Here is a 14,448-nt window from a genome sequence, read left to right on the forward strand (position 1 = left end):
TAACTCCCTGTAAGACTCGCCATATGACCATTTACACCATAGTTCAGGGACTGTCGGCGTCAGGTAAGCAATGTTTATGCTTCGGTAAAGCGTGCTTACAACAGCGCCGGAATTATCCCATGGGGGTGAAGCGCAGACCGGACACCAGCCCCTCCAGCGCATGCCGCCCGGCAATGGAATTGCCGTAACTGTCCAGGCGCGGCGACCACACGCAGATGCTCATGCGGCGCGGGAGAATGGCGACGATGCCGCCGCCGACGCCGCTCTTGCCGGGCAAGCCGACGCGCCATGCAAAGTCGCCGGCGGCATCGTAAAGCCCGCAGGTCAGCAGCAGGGCATTCATTTGGCGCGTCTGGACCTCGCTGAACACGTGCGTGCCATCGTGTGGGTTGATGCCACGGTTAGCCAGGAAGGCGAAGCTCTTGGCCAGCTCGATACAGTTCATGGCCAAGGCACAGTTATGGAAATAGGTATCGAGTACCAGCTCGACGTCGCTTTGAATGTTGCCATAGGCTTGCATCAGATAGGCGAGGGCGGCATTGCGCGCCTTGTGATCCATTTCGGAGCGTGCGACGCGTTCATCGAAATCGATTGTCGGTGTCGCCGCCAGCCGGCGTACCTGCTCGCGTAGCGTGTGTTGCGGCATGACCAGGCGCGACGCCAGCATGTCGCTGACCATCAGGGCGCCAGCGTTGATGAATGGGTTGCGGGGGGTGCCGTTTTCGACTTCCAACTGGACGATCGAATTGAAGGCCTGGCCGGAGGGCTCGCGTCCGACGCGTGACCAGATATCCTCCGGCGCCAGTCGCTGCATGGCCATCACCAGGGCATGCACCTTGGAAATGGACTGAATCGAAAAGCGCGTTTGGGCATCCCCGGCGCATTGCACTTGGCCATCGGCATGGCACACGGCAATGCCGAACTGGTCGGGATCGACTTCGGCCAGGGCGGGAATGTAGCTGGCGACCCGTCCTTCTCCGAAGCAACGAGGCGCATCCCGGGCCAGTTGATCGAGTAGGGTCTGCAGTTCTTCGGGACGTAATGGAGCTGGAGCGTCTATCACGTTACCTCACGATGACATGGCGGATTCTACCGTTCAGTCTAGTCACCTGGTGCTGACTGGAAAGTCGATGAGCGATCGCCAGGCACAAAGTGCGGCAAGACAAAAATGACGGAAAACGCGGTTTATATTAAGCGTGAAATAAATAAGAGGGCGTCCGTACTGAGGAATCGCCGATCGAGGTAATTCTGAGTTTCTTTCTGAAAAATCAAATAACACGAAATATGAGTTTGTTTTCTTTCAATCCCCTTGTCTGCTTCTAGTGTGTTTAAGGGGTGAATGCCTAACTGGGTATTCACCGGATACGCTAATCAAGGAGGAAGTATGTTCAAGCGCCTACTCATCACAGCAGCAATTTCATCCGCATTCGCTACCGGAGCGGCAACGGCCCAGCAATGGGATGAAGGACAGAATTACAATCAGTACCGCCAAGGCCAAGCTGGTCAGCAGTCTTACAATCAGGGACAGGCCAATCCGTACGGGGGCCAAGGCAACCAAGGCGGTAGTCAAGGCTGGAATCAAGGCGGAAACCAGAACTGGGGCCAGGCAAATCAAGGCAACCAGCCTTGGAATCAGGGGAATAACCAGGGCAACCAGCCTTGGAACCAGGAGAATAACCAGGGCGGCCAGCCTTGGAACCAAGGAAACAACCAGGGCGGCCAGATGGGCAACCAGGGCAGCCAGATCAATAGCCCCGAGCAACTGATGCAGTACATCTATGTCAGGGGTTATATGGAAGGCAAGGAAGAAGGTGTTCAGCAGGGACTCATGCGCGGCTATCAGCAAGGCTATATTCAAGGCCTGCAACAAGCCTCTCAGCAGATCCAGCAGGGCGATAACCAGCAACAGCAACAGCTCCAGCGCTATCGCCAGTACCAGCAGCGCCAGCAGAACACGCAAACCGACAACACCGGGTCGCAGAATCAGAGCGGTTCGGACTCACAATCCGCTCAGGATACCCAAGAGAGCCAGTAATCCTCTTGGCAAGCAATATTCAACGAAAGGTGCGGCGGAGTTCGCACCTTTTTTGTGTGTAGAAGTTGGGGCGTTAAAAAGAAAGGCCGGCGAACCGGCCCTCTGTAAGTCTAAATGTAAGGCTGAGAAGTCGTGGTGGCTGAATTAACCGCCCCGGGTCGGCGGATGCTCGTTGCCTGTCGTACTCGAACTCTGAGTCGTACCCGAGTTTGAATAGGAAGACGACGTGTCGCTACCGGTCGACTCGTCACGATCGCGATCGGAAGAGGAGCCTGACTTGGCCTGTTCGGCTTTCTCATGGACCTTGTGCTGGGCCATGTCCGCCTGATGTCGGCCCGCTTCTGCCGCCTTGTGCACGGCGCGGTCGCGATAGCGGCCAACACGTTCGTTCTCGAGACGTGTCGAGGGGAACATGCTGCCTAGGGCAGCGCCAATGGCAACACCGATGGCGCCCGCCACGATGGGATGTTCCTGAATGAAGTTGAGCGACTGCTCGCCGGCGCCTTGCGCCCTGTAACCGGCGTTGCGCATCGCCGAACGGGAACCGCTACGTGCGTGTGACGCTCGTTCGCGAAATGAACTGCCCATAGACTGTGCTCTCCCTTTCACATTGTCCGTCATATGTCGTGCTTTCTCCTTGCCGCTATTCCCGCGGCCGGTATGGTCGGCTTCGGGAGGAGCTTCCCCCACTGGTGGAGTGGCTGAAGAATAGGTTGCCGAGGCACCTACCGAAGCCGGGTCCTTGCCTGTCGAGGTCGTGCCGGCGCCTGTCGTTTCCGGCCCGGTGGCGCTTGCACCGACACTACGCCGGGGAGGCTCGTCGGTGACCGGCATGGATGCATGCTGCGCCACCGGCAAATTCGCCTCGGACTGGCGCATGGGCAGATTGGTATGTCCCTGGTCTGCCTTGCGTTGGGCGCTATACTGCGACACGGCCAGCCAACCCAAGCCGATGCCGGTCAGCATGACCGGGAAGGGGTTGCGCTTGACGACCTTTCCGACCCGCGCCATGGCGTCATTGGCACCGCCCTGGCGCACGTAATCGAACGCGGTGTCCACCCAATGCTGGGGAGAAAGCCGCTCTTCGAGTTCATGCAATGTATCGTCGAGTCGCGCCCGGGTCTGGTAGATATCCGTTTCGATCTCCTCGGGACGGCGACGTGAAGTATGCTCGCTCATTACACTTGCTCCTTGGCCCGGTGCTCATGCTGGCTGGCAAGCTCCTTGTCGTTGCGTAAGCTGGCCATGGTTCTGCTGGGCATGAGGCTTTGCGCCTTCAACTTCTTGCGCCCACTCTGCAGCATGATGAGCCCGATGATGACCACTACTCCGCCCACGATAAGGGCGGAAAGCCACGGCGTGGTTTCCGGTGGTAGAACGGTATTCAAGCCGAAGACAGCCGCAGCGAGCAGGACCAGGAAACCGCTGAGCAGGATAGCGCCAGCGGCGGCTATGGCACCGACCCCGCTAGCGGCTTGTGAGCCTTTCTCGCCCATTTCTGCCTTGGCTAGCTCAATTTCCTTGCGGACGAGGGAAGTGAGCTCATGAGTCAGGCTCGACAGCAGCGAGCCCAGCGAGGCACTTCCCGTTCTGTTTCTGTTTTCTTCGTCCATGGTAGCAGCCTCCCTATGAATGCAATGAAAAGGGCCTGAAACGTTCTTCGCTCAGGCAATTTGCCATGTCCTGTGGCGAAGGGCATGGCATGGTCAATAGGGAGCCGTATCCTGAGTATGAGATTGCTGCATCTGCCGCTCGCTCGAGCTGCGCAGGAAACGCGTCAGTAGAAAGCCTGCAGCCACGGCGCCACCGAAGTACAAGGCCGGTTGGCGACGACTATATTCCTGCGCCTGTTCGACCAGCCCGCCCAAATCCTTTTCGCGCAACCGCTGGGAAAGGTCGCCGGTGCAGTTCGCAACGTTTTGCGCATAGCTGGAGAAAAGCGGCTGCTCTTGATCGTCGAATTCTTCCGCCATCTTGCGAAACGCAGAAGACACCTTATCCGCCTGTTCCGCCGCTGCATCGCGCTGATGACTGAACAAACCTTCGGCCTGTTGGCGCGCTGCGCCCTTGAGTTCTTCCGCTGTCTCACGCCCACGTTGCTTGAACTCGTCCCGTTGAGACGATCCACCGCCAGATGACGCAGGGCCGTTGCCCCCGGCAGCGCCATTGTCGCTGGCAGGTAAGCTCGGGTTAGCACGCTTTTCCGGATCGGCCATATGACACCTCCATGTTTCATGACGTTAAACAACGTTGCGGAATTCGCATGCCGATAACCTAATCGGAGCGTATTTTTATCCGCTTCATTCCGAAAAATAGTTCTCGTAACAGGCCTGTCAATGTCCTTTTGCCGTGCCGGTCGTCTTGGGGCGGCAAAGCTATCTGCTGGAAATGCGAGAAAAAACCTCATTTGAGGGCGTCGACATCCGGGACATGGAAAGAAGGCCAGTTTTACTGGCCTTCGTTATGGACGGGTTAGAATTCTTCCCACTCGGCTTCGGCTTGTTTTAGCGGAGCCGGGCGCTTTTCCGGCGTCTTCGATGCGGATGCTGCGCCATTATGCAAAAGGGCGGTACTCGAAGGGCGTACCGAAGGAAGGGCGGGTTGGCCGGGCGATATGCTGCCATCCAGGCGGAACTGCGACACGGCGGCCTCCAACTGCTCGGCCTGTTCCTCGAGGGCGGCCGTGGCGGCCAAGGCCTGCTGAACGAGCGCCGCGTTTTGTTGGGTGACCTGATCCATTTGCGATATGGCCAGATTGACCTGCTCGATGCCGGTAGTCTGTTCCTGGGATGCAGCGGAAATCTCGTCCATGATGTCGGTGACCCGGCGCACTGAAGCGACGATTTCCTGCATGGTGGCGCCGGCACTCTCTACCAGGGTCGAGCCCTTGACGATCTGTGTGGCCGAGGCCTCGATCAGGGCCTTGATCTCCTTGGCGGCATCGGCACTACGGCTGGCCAGGTTGCGTACCTCGCCGGCAACGACCGCAAAGCCGCGCCCCTGCTCACCGGCACGTGCCGCTTCCACGGAGGCGTTCAATGCCAGGATGTTGGTCTGGAAAGCAATGGAGTCGATGACCGAAATGATATCGACGACTTTCTTCGAGCTTTCGGAAATGCCGTGCATGGTGGTGATGACTTGGTCGACCACTTCGCCGCCACGCCCTGCCGTGACTGAGGCGTCGCTCGCCAGCGAACTGCCTTGGCGGGCGTTATCCGCATTCTGACGCACCGTCGCAGTGAGCTGCTCCATGCTGGCGGCCGTTTCTTCCAGCGATGCTGCCTGCTGTTCGGTACGCGAGGACAGGTCGCTATTTCCGCTGGCGATCTCGCGCGCGCCGACATGAATGGAACTGCTGCCGTCGCGAACGGTGAAAACGGTACGGGTCAGGCCGGCTTGCATGCGCTGCATGGCATCGAACAGCTTGCCGATCTCGTTGTTGCCGCGGTCGGCGATGCGCTTCGACAGGTCGCCTTGCGCGATATGCTCGAAATGCTGAACCGCCTCTTCGAGCGGACGGATGACTGCGCGAACCATGCCCACACGCACCAGCACGACGAGGGCGACCGTCAATAGCAGGACGACGATCTCGAAGATCTCGAAGCGTTCCACTTGCGCATTGAAATCGGTAATCAACGCATCGCCACGTGCATCGGCATAATCGATGAATTCCTGGCTGACGCGTTTGAATTCCTGCGTGGCTGCCATGGCTTCATCCTGCAGCGCGCGGAAGGCGTCGAGGTCGTTGCCGTTCAGCGCTTGCAGTTGGGGTTTCAAGAGCTCGTTGACCAGATGGCTGTAAGCGGCGCCGGTGGCATCCGCGAACGGCTTGCCGCGTTCGGTCTTGGGCGCGTCCCGGTATTGGGCGAAGCGTGTTTCGGCGCGCTGCATGGCCGCCTGGGACTCGGCGAGATAGGCGCTGGCCCGCTCGTTTTCGCCCTGGCCAGTGGCATCCACGAAGCGTTCGAAGTTCAATTGCACATCGGAGAGATGCGCCCGGGTCAGATTGATGGCGTTGAGCTGCAGAACGTTGATCTGGTGCAGCTCTTCCAGGGCCTTTTCGCCGTTGTTGCTGGCGGAATGTCCCAGCCAGGCGGTCATTAATAGAAAAACCGTGAAGACGGCCAGGACCAGAGTCAGGCTGGCCTTGACCGAGAGATTGCGCAGACGATTTACCATTCTTGATGTTCTCCTCGAATACCTGATGTCAGGTACGTGGCAAGGGCAGTCAGGTCTTGTGCCGCTTCACTTACGATTCCCGGAAGTCTTTGCCCAGTGCGAGAGCTAATGTTTGCGGTCTTCTAGAGACACACTGTCACCCAACCAAGGGCTCGGTGGGTATATCGGCAGGGGCGCAATTTCATTTACAAAACTTTTACACAGAGCGCAAAAAGGTTGATTCAGGATAAATATTAAAGCGTCATGCTAATGTTTAGCTTTCAAAGCTAATACCTTTGTTCACGAAACGATTCTCAATACATTGCGCCAACTGAAGTGCTGATCTTTCAGTCGGCTATCCTCATTGAGCGGACGATGGTCGAGTGGGTCCGGAGCGACCTGATCGCCCTGGTAATGACCTTCGCGAAGGACGTCCGTCACTTCCAGCACGATGATACGGTGGCCAATCGCTGCGCCGACTTCGACTTTCTGACCCACCCGAAGCGCCCTGGCATCTCCCAAGGGCGGTTTTCTTTCCTGGTAAAGCATTTGGTTAGCCTCCTTGCCTGCTGATTGCAGCGTAGGCCATCCATCGAGTGAGTGATAAATCGCGTGGCTGATAAAAGAGGGGCTCGAAATCGTCCCTCGGCTGGCTATGCTGGTCATAGGCTGGTAACGCTTGGCAAACAAGGACGTCAAGCAAGGACACAGGAGACGAGGCAATGGATCTGCTTGAAACGGTAACCCGTTATCTGAACGACAATGAATTGATACTGACTACTGCCGAATCCTGCACGGCGGGGCTGATCGTTTCCGAACTGGCTCGCGTGCCGGGGAGCGGTCAGTCCATCGACTGCGGTTTGGCGGTGTATTCGCCCGAGGCCAAGAATCGCTACCTGTCGGTCAGCTTCGATACCATCGAGCGCTATGGGCTGACCAGCGAGGAAACCTCGCGAGAGATGGCTTTGGGCGCCATCGACAACAATGGGGCCAATGTCGCGATTGCCAATACGGGGGTCGCCGGACCGGGCGCGCCGGACGATATTCCCGTGGGTACGGTCTGCTTTGCCTGGGCTTTCAGGCACGCAGGACAATTGTACGTGTATACCCGAACACGGCGATTTTCAGGCGATCGCAACGAGGTCAGGCTGGCTGCGGCGCATCATGCGCTCGAGCAGGTGCCGGCGCTGCATCGTGAGGTTCTCGAAGGCAAGGCGCCGCCGGTCTGATCGTATCGAAAGATCAGTGAACATAGTGACATCTCACCCAAGGAGGGCCCAATGGCAACGGAAGTCGGTACCGAGCAGCAGGAAATCATCCAGGCTTTGGCCGTACAGGCATCCATCGATCCACAGCAGGAAATCGATCGGCGCGTTGGCTTTCTGTGCGAACAGCTTGTCGAAACCGGTCAGCATGCCCTGGTGCTGGGGATCAGTGGTGGCGTCGATTCCACGGTCGCCGGTCGGCTGTGCCAGCTTGCCGTCGAACAGGCACGTCAACGCGGCGTCGAGGCGCGTTTCTATGCCATGCGCCTGCCATACGGTGAACAGAAGGACGAAGAGGAGGCGCAACAGGCGATTGGTTTCATCCAGCCCGACGAGGTATTGGTGACCAACGTGAAGCCGGCCAGTGATGCCTTGTTGGCCTCCATGGAGGAGGGCGGACTGACGTTCGATAGCGATGGCCAGCGCGACTTCGTCATGGGCAATATCAAGGCCCGCCAGCGCATGATCGCTCAGTACGGCGTGGCAGGCGCCAGAGGGGGCCTGGTAGTGGGAACCGACCAGGCCGCTGAAGCGCTGATGGGGTTCTTTACCAAGTACGGCGACGGGGCGTGCGATCTGGTTCCGCTGACCGGGCTGACCAAGGGGCAGGTCAGGGAACTTGGCCGTACGCTGGGGGCGCCTTCCCAACTCGTCGAGAAGGTTCCAACCGCCGATCTGGAATCGTTACGACCGCAGTTGACGGATGAGGATGCCTTGGGCGTCACCTATGCACAGATCGATCGTTTCCTGACGGGGCAGGCGATCGAGGATGAGGCTTACCGGATCATCGTCGGCACCTATCGGCGTACCGAACACAAGCGTCAGCTGCCCAAGACACCGGGTTGAGCGGGGCAAGAGCCGTCACAGGGTGGGTGCGTCTCTCGCCCTGGCGGTGCTTTTGTCTGCGCTGACTAGCGATTCGCAATGCAACGGGCCAGGGAGGGCTACGCGTCGTGCAAGACATGAATATCGTGTTGGCCAGTTTGGGTGGGTTCATCTTCGTTCTGGGGTTGTTGTCTAGCCCCATCGACAAGTCATGGCTCTCGCCGCCGCTGCTTGCCTTCATTTTCGGCGTCATGCTCGGGCCCGAAGGCCTGGGCTGGCTCGCTCCGTCGTCCTGGGGCAATCCCGAACACCTCCTGGAAGAAGTTGCCCGTCTGACCTTGGGTATCAGCCTGATGGCGATTGCACTCAGGCTACCGCCCAGTTATCCACTCCGGCAATGGAAGGCGCTGGGCATTCTGTTGGGCATCGGCATGCCCGCCATGTGGCTGATCAGTGGGCTGCTCAGCTTTTGGACGTTGCCGCTCCCCTTGTGGGTGGCTCTGCTCGTGGGCGCGTGTGTCTGCGCCACCGACCCGGTCATTGCCTCGTCGATCGTGACCGGTGGCGTTGCCAAGAACAACCTACCCGGTGGATTCCGGCATCTGCTATCCAGTGAATCGGGTGCCAACGATGGACTGGCCTATCCCCTGGTGTTTTTGCCGATACTCGTGCTATCCGCCGAGACCGGCGGCGTCTGGCAAGAGTGGGCGCTCAAGGTCTGGCTATGGGAAGTGGGAGGCAGCATCGCCATCGGGGCGTTGCTCGGCTGGTTAAGCGGTCGCGCGCTGCAGTGGGCCGAGGCCAGAAAGTACTTGGATCAGCCTTCGTTCATGTCGGTAACCCTGTCATTGACCATTCTCGTCCTCGGCGTAGGCAAGTTGTGCGGTACCGACAGTATTCTGGCCGTGTTCGTGGCTGGGCTGTTCTTCGACCAGGTCGTCGGCGGCCAGGAGCGCTCCGAAGAGAACAATGTCCAGGAAGCCGTCAACATGTTCTTTACCCTGCCGGTGTTCGTCCTGTTCGGCTTGATCGCGCCGTGGGGCGAATGGTTGGCGTTGGGCTGGTCGGGGCTGGGGCTGGTCACGCTGATCCTGCTGTTGCGTCGCCTGCCGGTCATTCTAGCGTTGAGACCGTGGCTCGGACCGGTACGGCAATGGCGCATCGCCCTGGTCATGGGGTGGTTCGGTCCGATTGGCGTATCGGCGTTGTTCTATGCGGCATTGTCATCCAGGCATACGGGCAATCACGAGGTCTGGATCGTGTCCAGTCTCGTCGTGCTCGCCTCGATCGTCGTTCATGGCGCGACCGCGGCGCCTTTCGCCAAGTGGTATGGCCGTGTCGCCGGACGCGACCGGGGCCAACGCGAAGATATGTCGTGAGAGGTAATGTTCTGTGAGTCGGGTAGGCAACCCCGGAAAGGTTGCCTACCTTGAGCGTGAGTGTGACGCTCAGTGCATTTCCACCCAAGGAATCAGGGAGACATATCATGACACGAGGTTTGGGAGGCAAATCACCGGCCAATATCACGCATTATCTCAAGGGAGTGGATTTTCCTGCCAGTAAGCAGGACCTTGAAACGTGTGCCAAGCAGAACGACGCAGAAAGCGACGTCATGGAAGTGATTCGTGCGCTGCCCGACGAACGCTACGAAAGCATGGCCGACGTGACGAAAGGGGTCGGACAGGTCGAGTGATCTCTGGCCAGGAACGATTAGGCAACAATGGCCCGGCTCATGTGTCGGGCCATTTTCATGGCATGACAGATGATGGGCGCAGCGTTCATGGGCGATTCGACTTGCAACGGGAGGTAACGTAACCCGGGGATATTCAGCGATTGTGGCAATCTTGGTATAGGAACGGTAAGCGGAGTTTTCCGCTTTGCATCTCGCCTGATAATTGCTTGTGTAAAGCATGGCTATTCGCTTGATCGCGATGAGCGCAAACGAGACAGACTGTTTTTCTCTAGAGCCGTTCGGCGAATCGATCATGCTTGGCAAAACCCCTGTGGCTTACTCGCAGCGTTATTACGAAAAAACACTGATCAGCGCCAACCGGTTGCTGGGGCTGCCAAACCCGGTATGGAGCGGCGTCGCCACGGCGATGCTGGGCATGACGTGCTGGTTCGCCAGCGGCCTCACGCTGTGGGGGTTCCTCGGACGTTACGGTCTGTGGCTGGTCGGGGTGGCTTGCCTGCTGTGGCTGCTGCTGAAATGCATTACTCCCAGCCGTTCGCGTCTTCGCCGGGTCGCCTTGCAAGAGCATCAGGCAGAAGTGCTGCGTGTCGCCAAGGCCTATGCTGTCGATCCTACCAGCATCCGTGTCGTGGATAGCGAGGAAGAGCGTCGCGAGTGCGAAGAAATGCCCGTCTCGCCTCGCTTGTCGGCGTGATGCCCTTGTTGGCCATGACGTAACACCTTGGTCGCGTTCGCGGCCCGCGCTCCAGCGAGTATCCTGATCGTCGCTAACTCAAACGATAGCGATGACGATGAATCATGGCACAACGAAACACCGGGGAACGTTGGCGGGGCTGGGCATGACGATGACCCCAGCGACACTCATCGTGGTCGATGACGACATCGAGATTCGCGAGCTCCTGGCCGATTACCTGGGGCGGCATGGTTTTCGGACCCGGGTGGCAGAAGATGCCGCTGCACTGCGTCGGCTACTGGCGGATGACATCCCCGATCTGCTCATCGTCGACATCATGTTGCCCGGGGAGGATGGTTTTGCCATCTGTCGCGATGTACGGCGAAGCAGCGACCTACCCATCATCATGCTCACGGCCAGTGCCGACGATACCGACCGGATATTGGGATTGGAGCTGGGAGCGGACGACTATCTGAGCAAGCCGTTCAATCCTCGCGAGCTGCTGGCGAGGATCAAGGCGGTACTGCGGCGTACCCGGGCGAGATTGCCGTCGGATCATGCCCGTTGGTTGCGCTTCGGCCCGTGGCAACTGGATCGGGTCACACGCGAGCTGATCGACGACAAGGGTGAGCGGAGCGCCCTGTCGGGGGCCGACTACCAATTACTGCAGGTCTTTCTCGATCACCCCGAGCAGGTCCTTTCCCGTGATGCGCTTTTCGATCTTAGCCGTGGCCGGCCTGCGCCGCCGCTCGATCGCTCGATCGATGTCCATGTCTGCCGGCTGCGCCAGCGCCTCGGCGAAGATGCGCAGCACTCCCAGTTGATCAAGACCGTCCGTGGTGCAGGCTATGTGCTCACTGCGCAGGTGGAAAGCGTGCAGTGAGCCCGGACGAGACGCGACCGTCCCTGCGCCGACGCGGGCGTCGCTGGCTGGCCCGCTACATGCCTGCGTCGTTGCGTGGACGTTTCGTGTTGATCATGATCGTCGGCGTACTCAGCGCTCAGCTTGCGAGCTATGCGCTATGGTCGGCGCAGGCACGCTCGTCCCAGAACGCGCAGCTCGATGAAATGGCCGGCAGCCTGGCCTACAGCATTTCTTCCACGGTCAGGTTCTTTCGTTCCCTACCTTACGAATATCGGCATATCGTGCTGGAGCAATTGCGCGACATGGGCGGCACGCGGTTCTTCGTCAGCGTCAACGAGCATCGGATCCCGGTCCTCGACATCGGACAGGGTGAGCGCAAGGCGATGGTCGTCGAGCGGGTCCGTGCTGTCCTGAGACATGAGCTGGGCATTCAGGATGCCCTGGTCGAGTTTTCCAGTCCCGACACGCTACGCGTATTCAACAATGAAGTCTTGTTGCGCGACCTGCCGCCGCGTTGGGGACGGCACACATTGCTGATGGGGCCCGTCTCGCCGCCGATTCTGGTCATCCAGATGCCGCTCGAGGATACCGCATGGCTCTACGTGGCGACTACGCTGCCGATGGGCATCGATGAACGTAGCTGGCTGTCAGCGGATCGCCTGTTCGTGCTGTTCGTGGTGCTGGTGACCGTGCTGGGATTGTCGTTCTGGGTCATCCGCAGTGTGACCCGTCCCTTGGCGCGCCTGGCGCGGGCGGCCCGACAGTTGGGCGACAGCCTTCAGGCCGTGCCGCTGTCCGAACGTGGGCCGCGTGAAGTGGCCGCTTCGGCGCAGGCGTTCAATCGCATGCAGGAGCGTATCCATAGCCAGATCAAGGAACGCGAGCGGCTCTTTTCGGCCATTTCGCACGATCTCAAGACGCCCATTACTCGCTTGCGCCTGCGTGCCGAGATGCTCGATGACGCCGTGCAGCGCGAACGCTTCTGCGCCTCGCTCGATGAGCTGGATACCCTGGTCAAGGGGGCGCTGGCCTCCGTCAAGGGGCTGGACCTGGACGAAAGGCCAGCGGTCGTCGACGTGCGCGAGCTTCTGGTGGCGCTGGCCCAGGAACTGGAGGTACAGGGCGGCAAGATAAGCGTACATGGCGATGCCGCGCGGCTCCGCGTCAAACCGCTGTCATTGAAGCGTTGCCTGGCCAATCTTCTCGAGAACGCCATCTTTCATGGCGGACGTGCGGAGGTGACGCTGCAGCGGGGACGGAAGACGTTGGATATCGTCATTCGCGATAACGGCCCGGGCATTCCCGACGATCAGCTCGAGCGGGTCTTCGCTCCCTTCGTCAGGCTGGAGCCCTCGCGTAGCCGGGATACGGGCGGCAGTGGCCTGGGACTGAGCATTGCCCGTCACATTGCCCACGCCCACGGCGCGGAACTGATGCTCGCCAACCATCCCTCGGGCGGCCTCGTCGTGACGCTGCGTTTCTCCGGGCATGCGCTGGAGTCGTGAGTCACGTGGCGGCGGCTTTATTACAGCCATGTAATAAAGTGCAAACACTATTCAGCAAAGCGTAAGTAACAACCGGCAGGCGAATCGGCTAGCGTGTCCTTATCCACCCGATGGATGAAAGGTTGACAGAATAACAAGCTAGGAGACACGTCCATGAGAATGCTCAAGCGTACCTTGTTGAAATCGGCGCTCGGTGGCCTGGCCGTAGCGGCCACGTTGGGAACCACGGCGCAAGCGGGCGAAGTCGAGGTCCTGCATTGGTGGACTTCCGGCGGTGAGGCGCGTGCCGCCAACGTACTCAAGCAACTGCTGGAAGAAGAGGGCCATCAATGGAAGGATTTTGCCGTGGCCGGTGGCGGCGGTGAAACGGCGATGACCGTGCTCAAGTCGCGGGCCATGTCCGGAAATCCCCCCTCCGCTGCGCAGATCAAGGGGCCGGAAATCCAGGAGTGGGGCGAGCTGGGCCTGCTGGGACAGCTCGATAGCGTCGCCGAGGAGGGGGATTGGGACGCATTGTTGCCGCCCGTGGTTGCCGACATCATGAAGTACGATGGCCAGTATGTCGCGGTACCGGTCAATGTGCACCGCGTCAACTGGCTGTGGGCGAACCCCAAGGTGCTGGAAGATTCCGGGGTCGAGCAGGTGCCGTCGACCCTCGACGAGCTGTTCGCCGCCGGCGAAAAGATTCGCGAGGCCGGGTACATTCCTCTGGCGCATGGTGGCCAGCCCTGGCAGGACGCCACCGTCTTCGAGACGGTCGTTCTCGGCACGGGAGGCCCCGAGTTCTATCGCAAGGCGCTGGTGGAGCTGGATCCCGAGGCGCTCAAGAGCGATACCATGATCCAGGCGCTCGAAACCTTCAAACGCACTCACGAGCTGATGGATGACGGCATGTCCGGCCGCGACTGGAACACGGCCACCTCGATGGTGATCAATGGCAAAGCCGCCATGCAGTTGATGGGCGACTGGGCCAAGGGGGAATTTACCGCTGCCGGCATGACCCCGGGCGAGGATTACCTCTGTGCACCGGCGCCGGGAACCCAGGAGGCGTTCACCTTCAACATCGACAGCCTGGCGATGTTCAGAGTCGCCGATGAAGAGGAACAAGAGGCCCAGCGGACGCTGGCGCGTCTGGTACTCGAGCCGGAATTCCAGAAGACCTTCAATCTGGCCAAGGGCTCGATCCCGGCCCGCCCCGATCTCGACATGAGCGAGTTCGATCAGTGCGCTCAGCAATCACTCGAGGATTTTCAGCGCACCGCCGAAGAGGGCGGTCTGGTGCCCAGCATGGCCCATGGCATGGCAGTCCGCTCCGACGTGCAGGGGGCGATCTTCGATGTCGTGACCAACTACTTCAATTCCCCCGACATGACCGCACAGCAGGCCGCGGAGCGCCTGGTCAACACCGCCAACGCGGCGATGTAACGAC

15 protein-coding genes are annotated in these 14,448 nt (G+C 59.7%); 9 read left to right on the forward strand and 6 right to left on the reverse strand.

Features of this window, described 5'->3' with window-relative positions; translation table 11 throughout:
* Nucleotides 1-112: 112 nt before the first annotated feature.
* Nucleotides 113-1,063, reverse strand: a complete 951-nt coding sequence (gene glsB, locus MHM84_RS00735) for a glutaminase B (protein ID WP_239261401.1) — start codon at nucleotides 1,061-1,063, stop codon at nucleotides 113-115.
* A gap of 321 nt (nucleotides 1,064-1,384) precedes the next feature.
* On the opposite strand from glsB, the gene MHM84_RS00740 reads away from it, so the two are divergent.
* Nucleotides 1,385-2,035: a hypothetical protein gene (locus MHM84_RS00740; protein WP_239261403.1), complete on the forward strand. Its 651-nt coding sequence runs from the start codon at nucleotides 1,385-1,387 to the stop codon at nucleotides 2,033-2,035.
* 144 nt (nucleotides 2,036-2,179) lie between these two features.
* Here MHM84_RS00740 and MHM84_RS00745 read toward each other — a convergent pair whose 3' ends face one another.
* The 5 genes from MHM84_RS00745 to MHM84_RS00770 form a co-directional block, all read right to left on the reverse strand.
* A complete protein-coding gene (locus MHM84_RS00745; RefSeq protein WP_239261405.1) occupies nucleotides 2,180-3,214 on the reverse strand; it encodes a DUF3618 domain-containing protein in 1,035 nt (344 codons plus the stop codon).
* Nucleotides 3,214-3,648 (reverse strand): phage holin family protein, encoded by a 435-nt coding sequence (locus tag MHM84_RS00750; protein ID WP_239261407.1) that lies wholly within the window; start codon nucleotides 3,646-3,648, stop codon nucleotides 3,214-3,216. The genes MHM84_RS00745 and MHM84_RS00750 overlap by 1 nt, the downstream gene beginning before the upstream one ends.
* A 93-nt stretch (nucleotides 3,649-3,741) precedes the next feature.
* Nucleotides 3,742-4,251: a hypothetical protein gene (locus tag MHM84_RS00755; protein ID WP_239261409.1), complete on the reverse strand. Its 510-nt coding sequence runs from the start codon at nucleotides 4,249-4,251 to the stop codon at nucleotides 3,742-3,744.
* Nucleotides 4,252-4,507: 256 nt separating this feature from the next.
* Complete coding sequence (locus tag MHM84_RS21400) at nucleotides 4,508-6,214, reverse strand: methyl-accepting chemotaxis protein (RefSeq protein ID WP_275445623.1); 1,707 nt, start codon at nucleotides 6,212-6,214, stop codon at nucleotides 4,508-4,510.
* Between the two features lie 279 nt (nucleotides 6,215-6,493).
* A complete protein-coding gene (locus tag MHM84_RS00770) occupies nucleotides 6,494-6,742 on the reverse strand; it encodes a hypothetical protein (protein WP_239261411.1) in 249 nt (82 codons plus the stop codon).
* 173 nt (nucleotides 6,743-6,915) lie between these two features.
* On the opposite strand from MHM84_RS00770, the gene MHM84_RS00775 reads away from it, so the two are divergent.
* From MHM84_RS00775 to MHM84_RS00810, 8 genes are all read left to right on the forward strand, one after another.
* The gene (locus tag MHM84_RS00775) at nucleotides 6,916-7,422 is read left to right on the forward strand and encodes a CinA family protein (RefSeq protein WP_239261413.1); all 507 of its coding nucleotides are present in this window, start codon (nucleotides 6,916-6,918) and stop codon (nucleotides 7,420-7,422) included.
* Between the two features lie 51 nt (nucleotides 7,423-7,473).
* Entirely contained in the window at nucleotides 7,474-8,304 is an 831-nt protein-coding gene (nadE, locus tag MHM84_RS00780; protein ID WP_239261415.1) for an ammonia-dependent NAD(+) synthetase, read from the forward strand.
* 116 nt (nucleotides 8,305-8,420) lie between these two features.
* Complete coding sequence (locus MHM84_RS00785) at nucleotides 8,421-9,662, forward strand: cation:proton antiporter (RefSeq protein ID WP_239263764.1); 1,242 nt, start codon at nucleotides 8,421-8,423, stop codon at nucleotides 9,660-9,662.
* 107 nt (nucleotides 9,663-9,769) lie between these two features.
* On the forward strand, nucleotides 9,770-9,976 hold the full coding sequence (locus tag MHM84_RS00790; RefSeq protein ID WP_239261417.1) for a DUF2795 domain-containing protein: 207 nt from the start codon (nucleotides 9,770-9,772) through the stop codon (nucleotides 9,974-9,976).
* A gap of 292 nt (nucleotides 9,977-10,268) precedes the next feature.
* Nucleotides 10,269-10,670, forward strand: a complete 402-nt coding sequence (locus MHM84_RS00795; protein ID WP_239261419.1) for a hypothetical protein — start codon at nucleotides 10,269-10,271, stop codon at nucleotides 10,668-10,670.
* 145 nt (nucleotides 10,671-10,815) lie between these two features.
* Entirely contained in the window at nucleotides 10,816-11,532 is a 717-nt protein-coding gene (locus tag MHM84_RS00800) for a response regulator (protein WP_239261422.1), read from the forward strand.
* A gap of 59 nt (nucleotides 11,533-11,591) precedes the next feature.
* Nucleotides 11,592-13,019, forward strand: a complete 1,428-nt coding sequence (locus MHM84_RS00805) for an ATP-binding protein (RefSeq protein WP_239263766.1) — start codon at nucleotides 11,592-11,594, stop codon at nucleotides 13,017-13,019.
* Nucleotides 13,020-13,172: 153 nt separating this feature from the next.
* Nucleotides 13,173-14,444 (forward strand): ABC transporter substrate-binding protein, encoded by a 1,272-nt coding sequence (locus MHM84_RS00810; RefSeq protein ID WP_239261424.1) that lies wholly within the window; start codon nucleotides 13,173-13,175, stop codon nucleotides 14,442-14,444.
* Nucleotides 14,445-14,448: the final 4 nt, after the last annotated feature.

This window comes from Halomonas sp. McH1-25 (assembly GCF_022348165.1).
Lineage (GTDB): Bacteria > Pseudomonadota > Gammaproteobacteria > Pseudomonadales > Halomonadaceae > Modicisalibacter.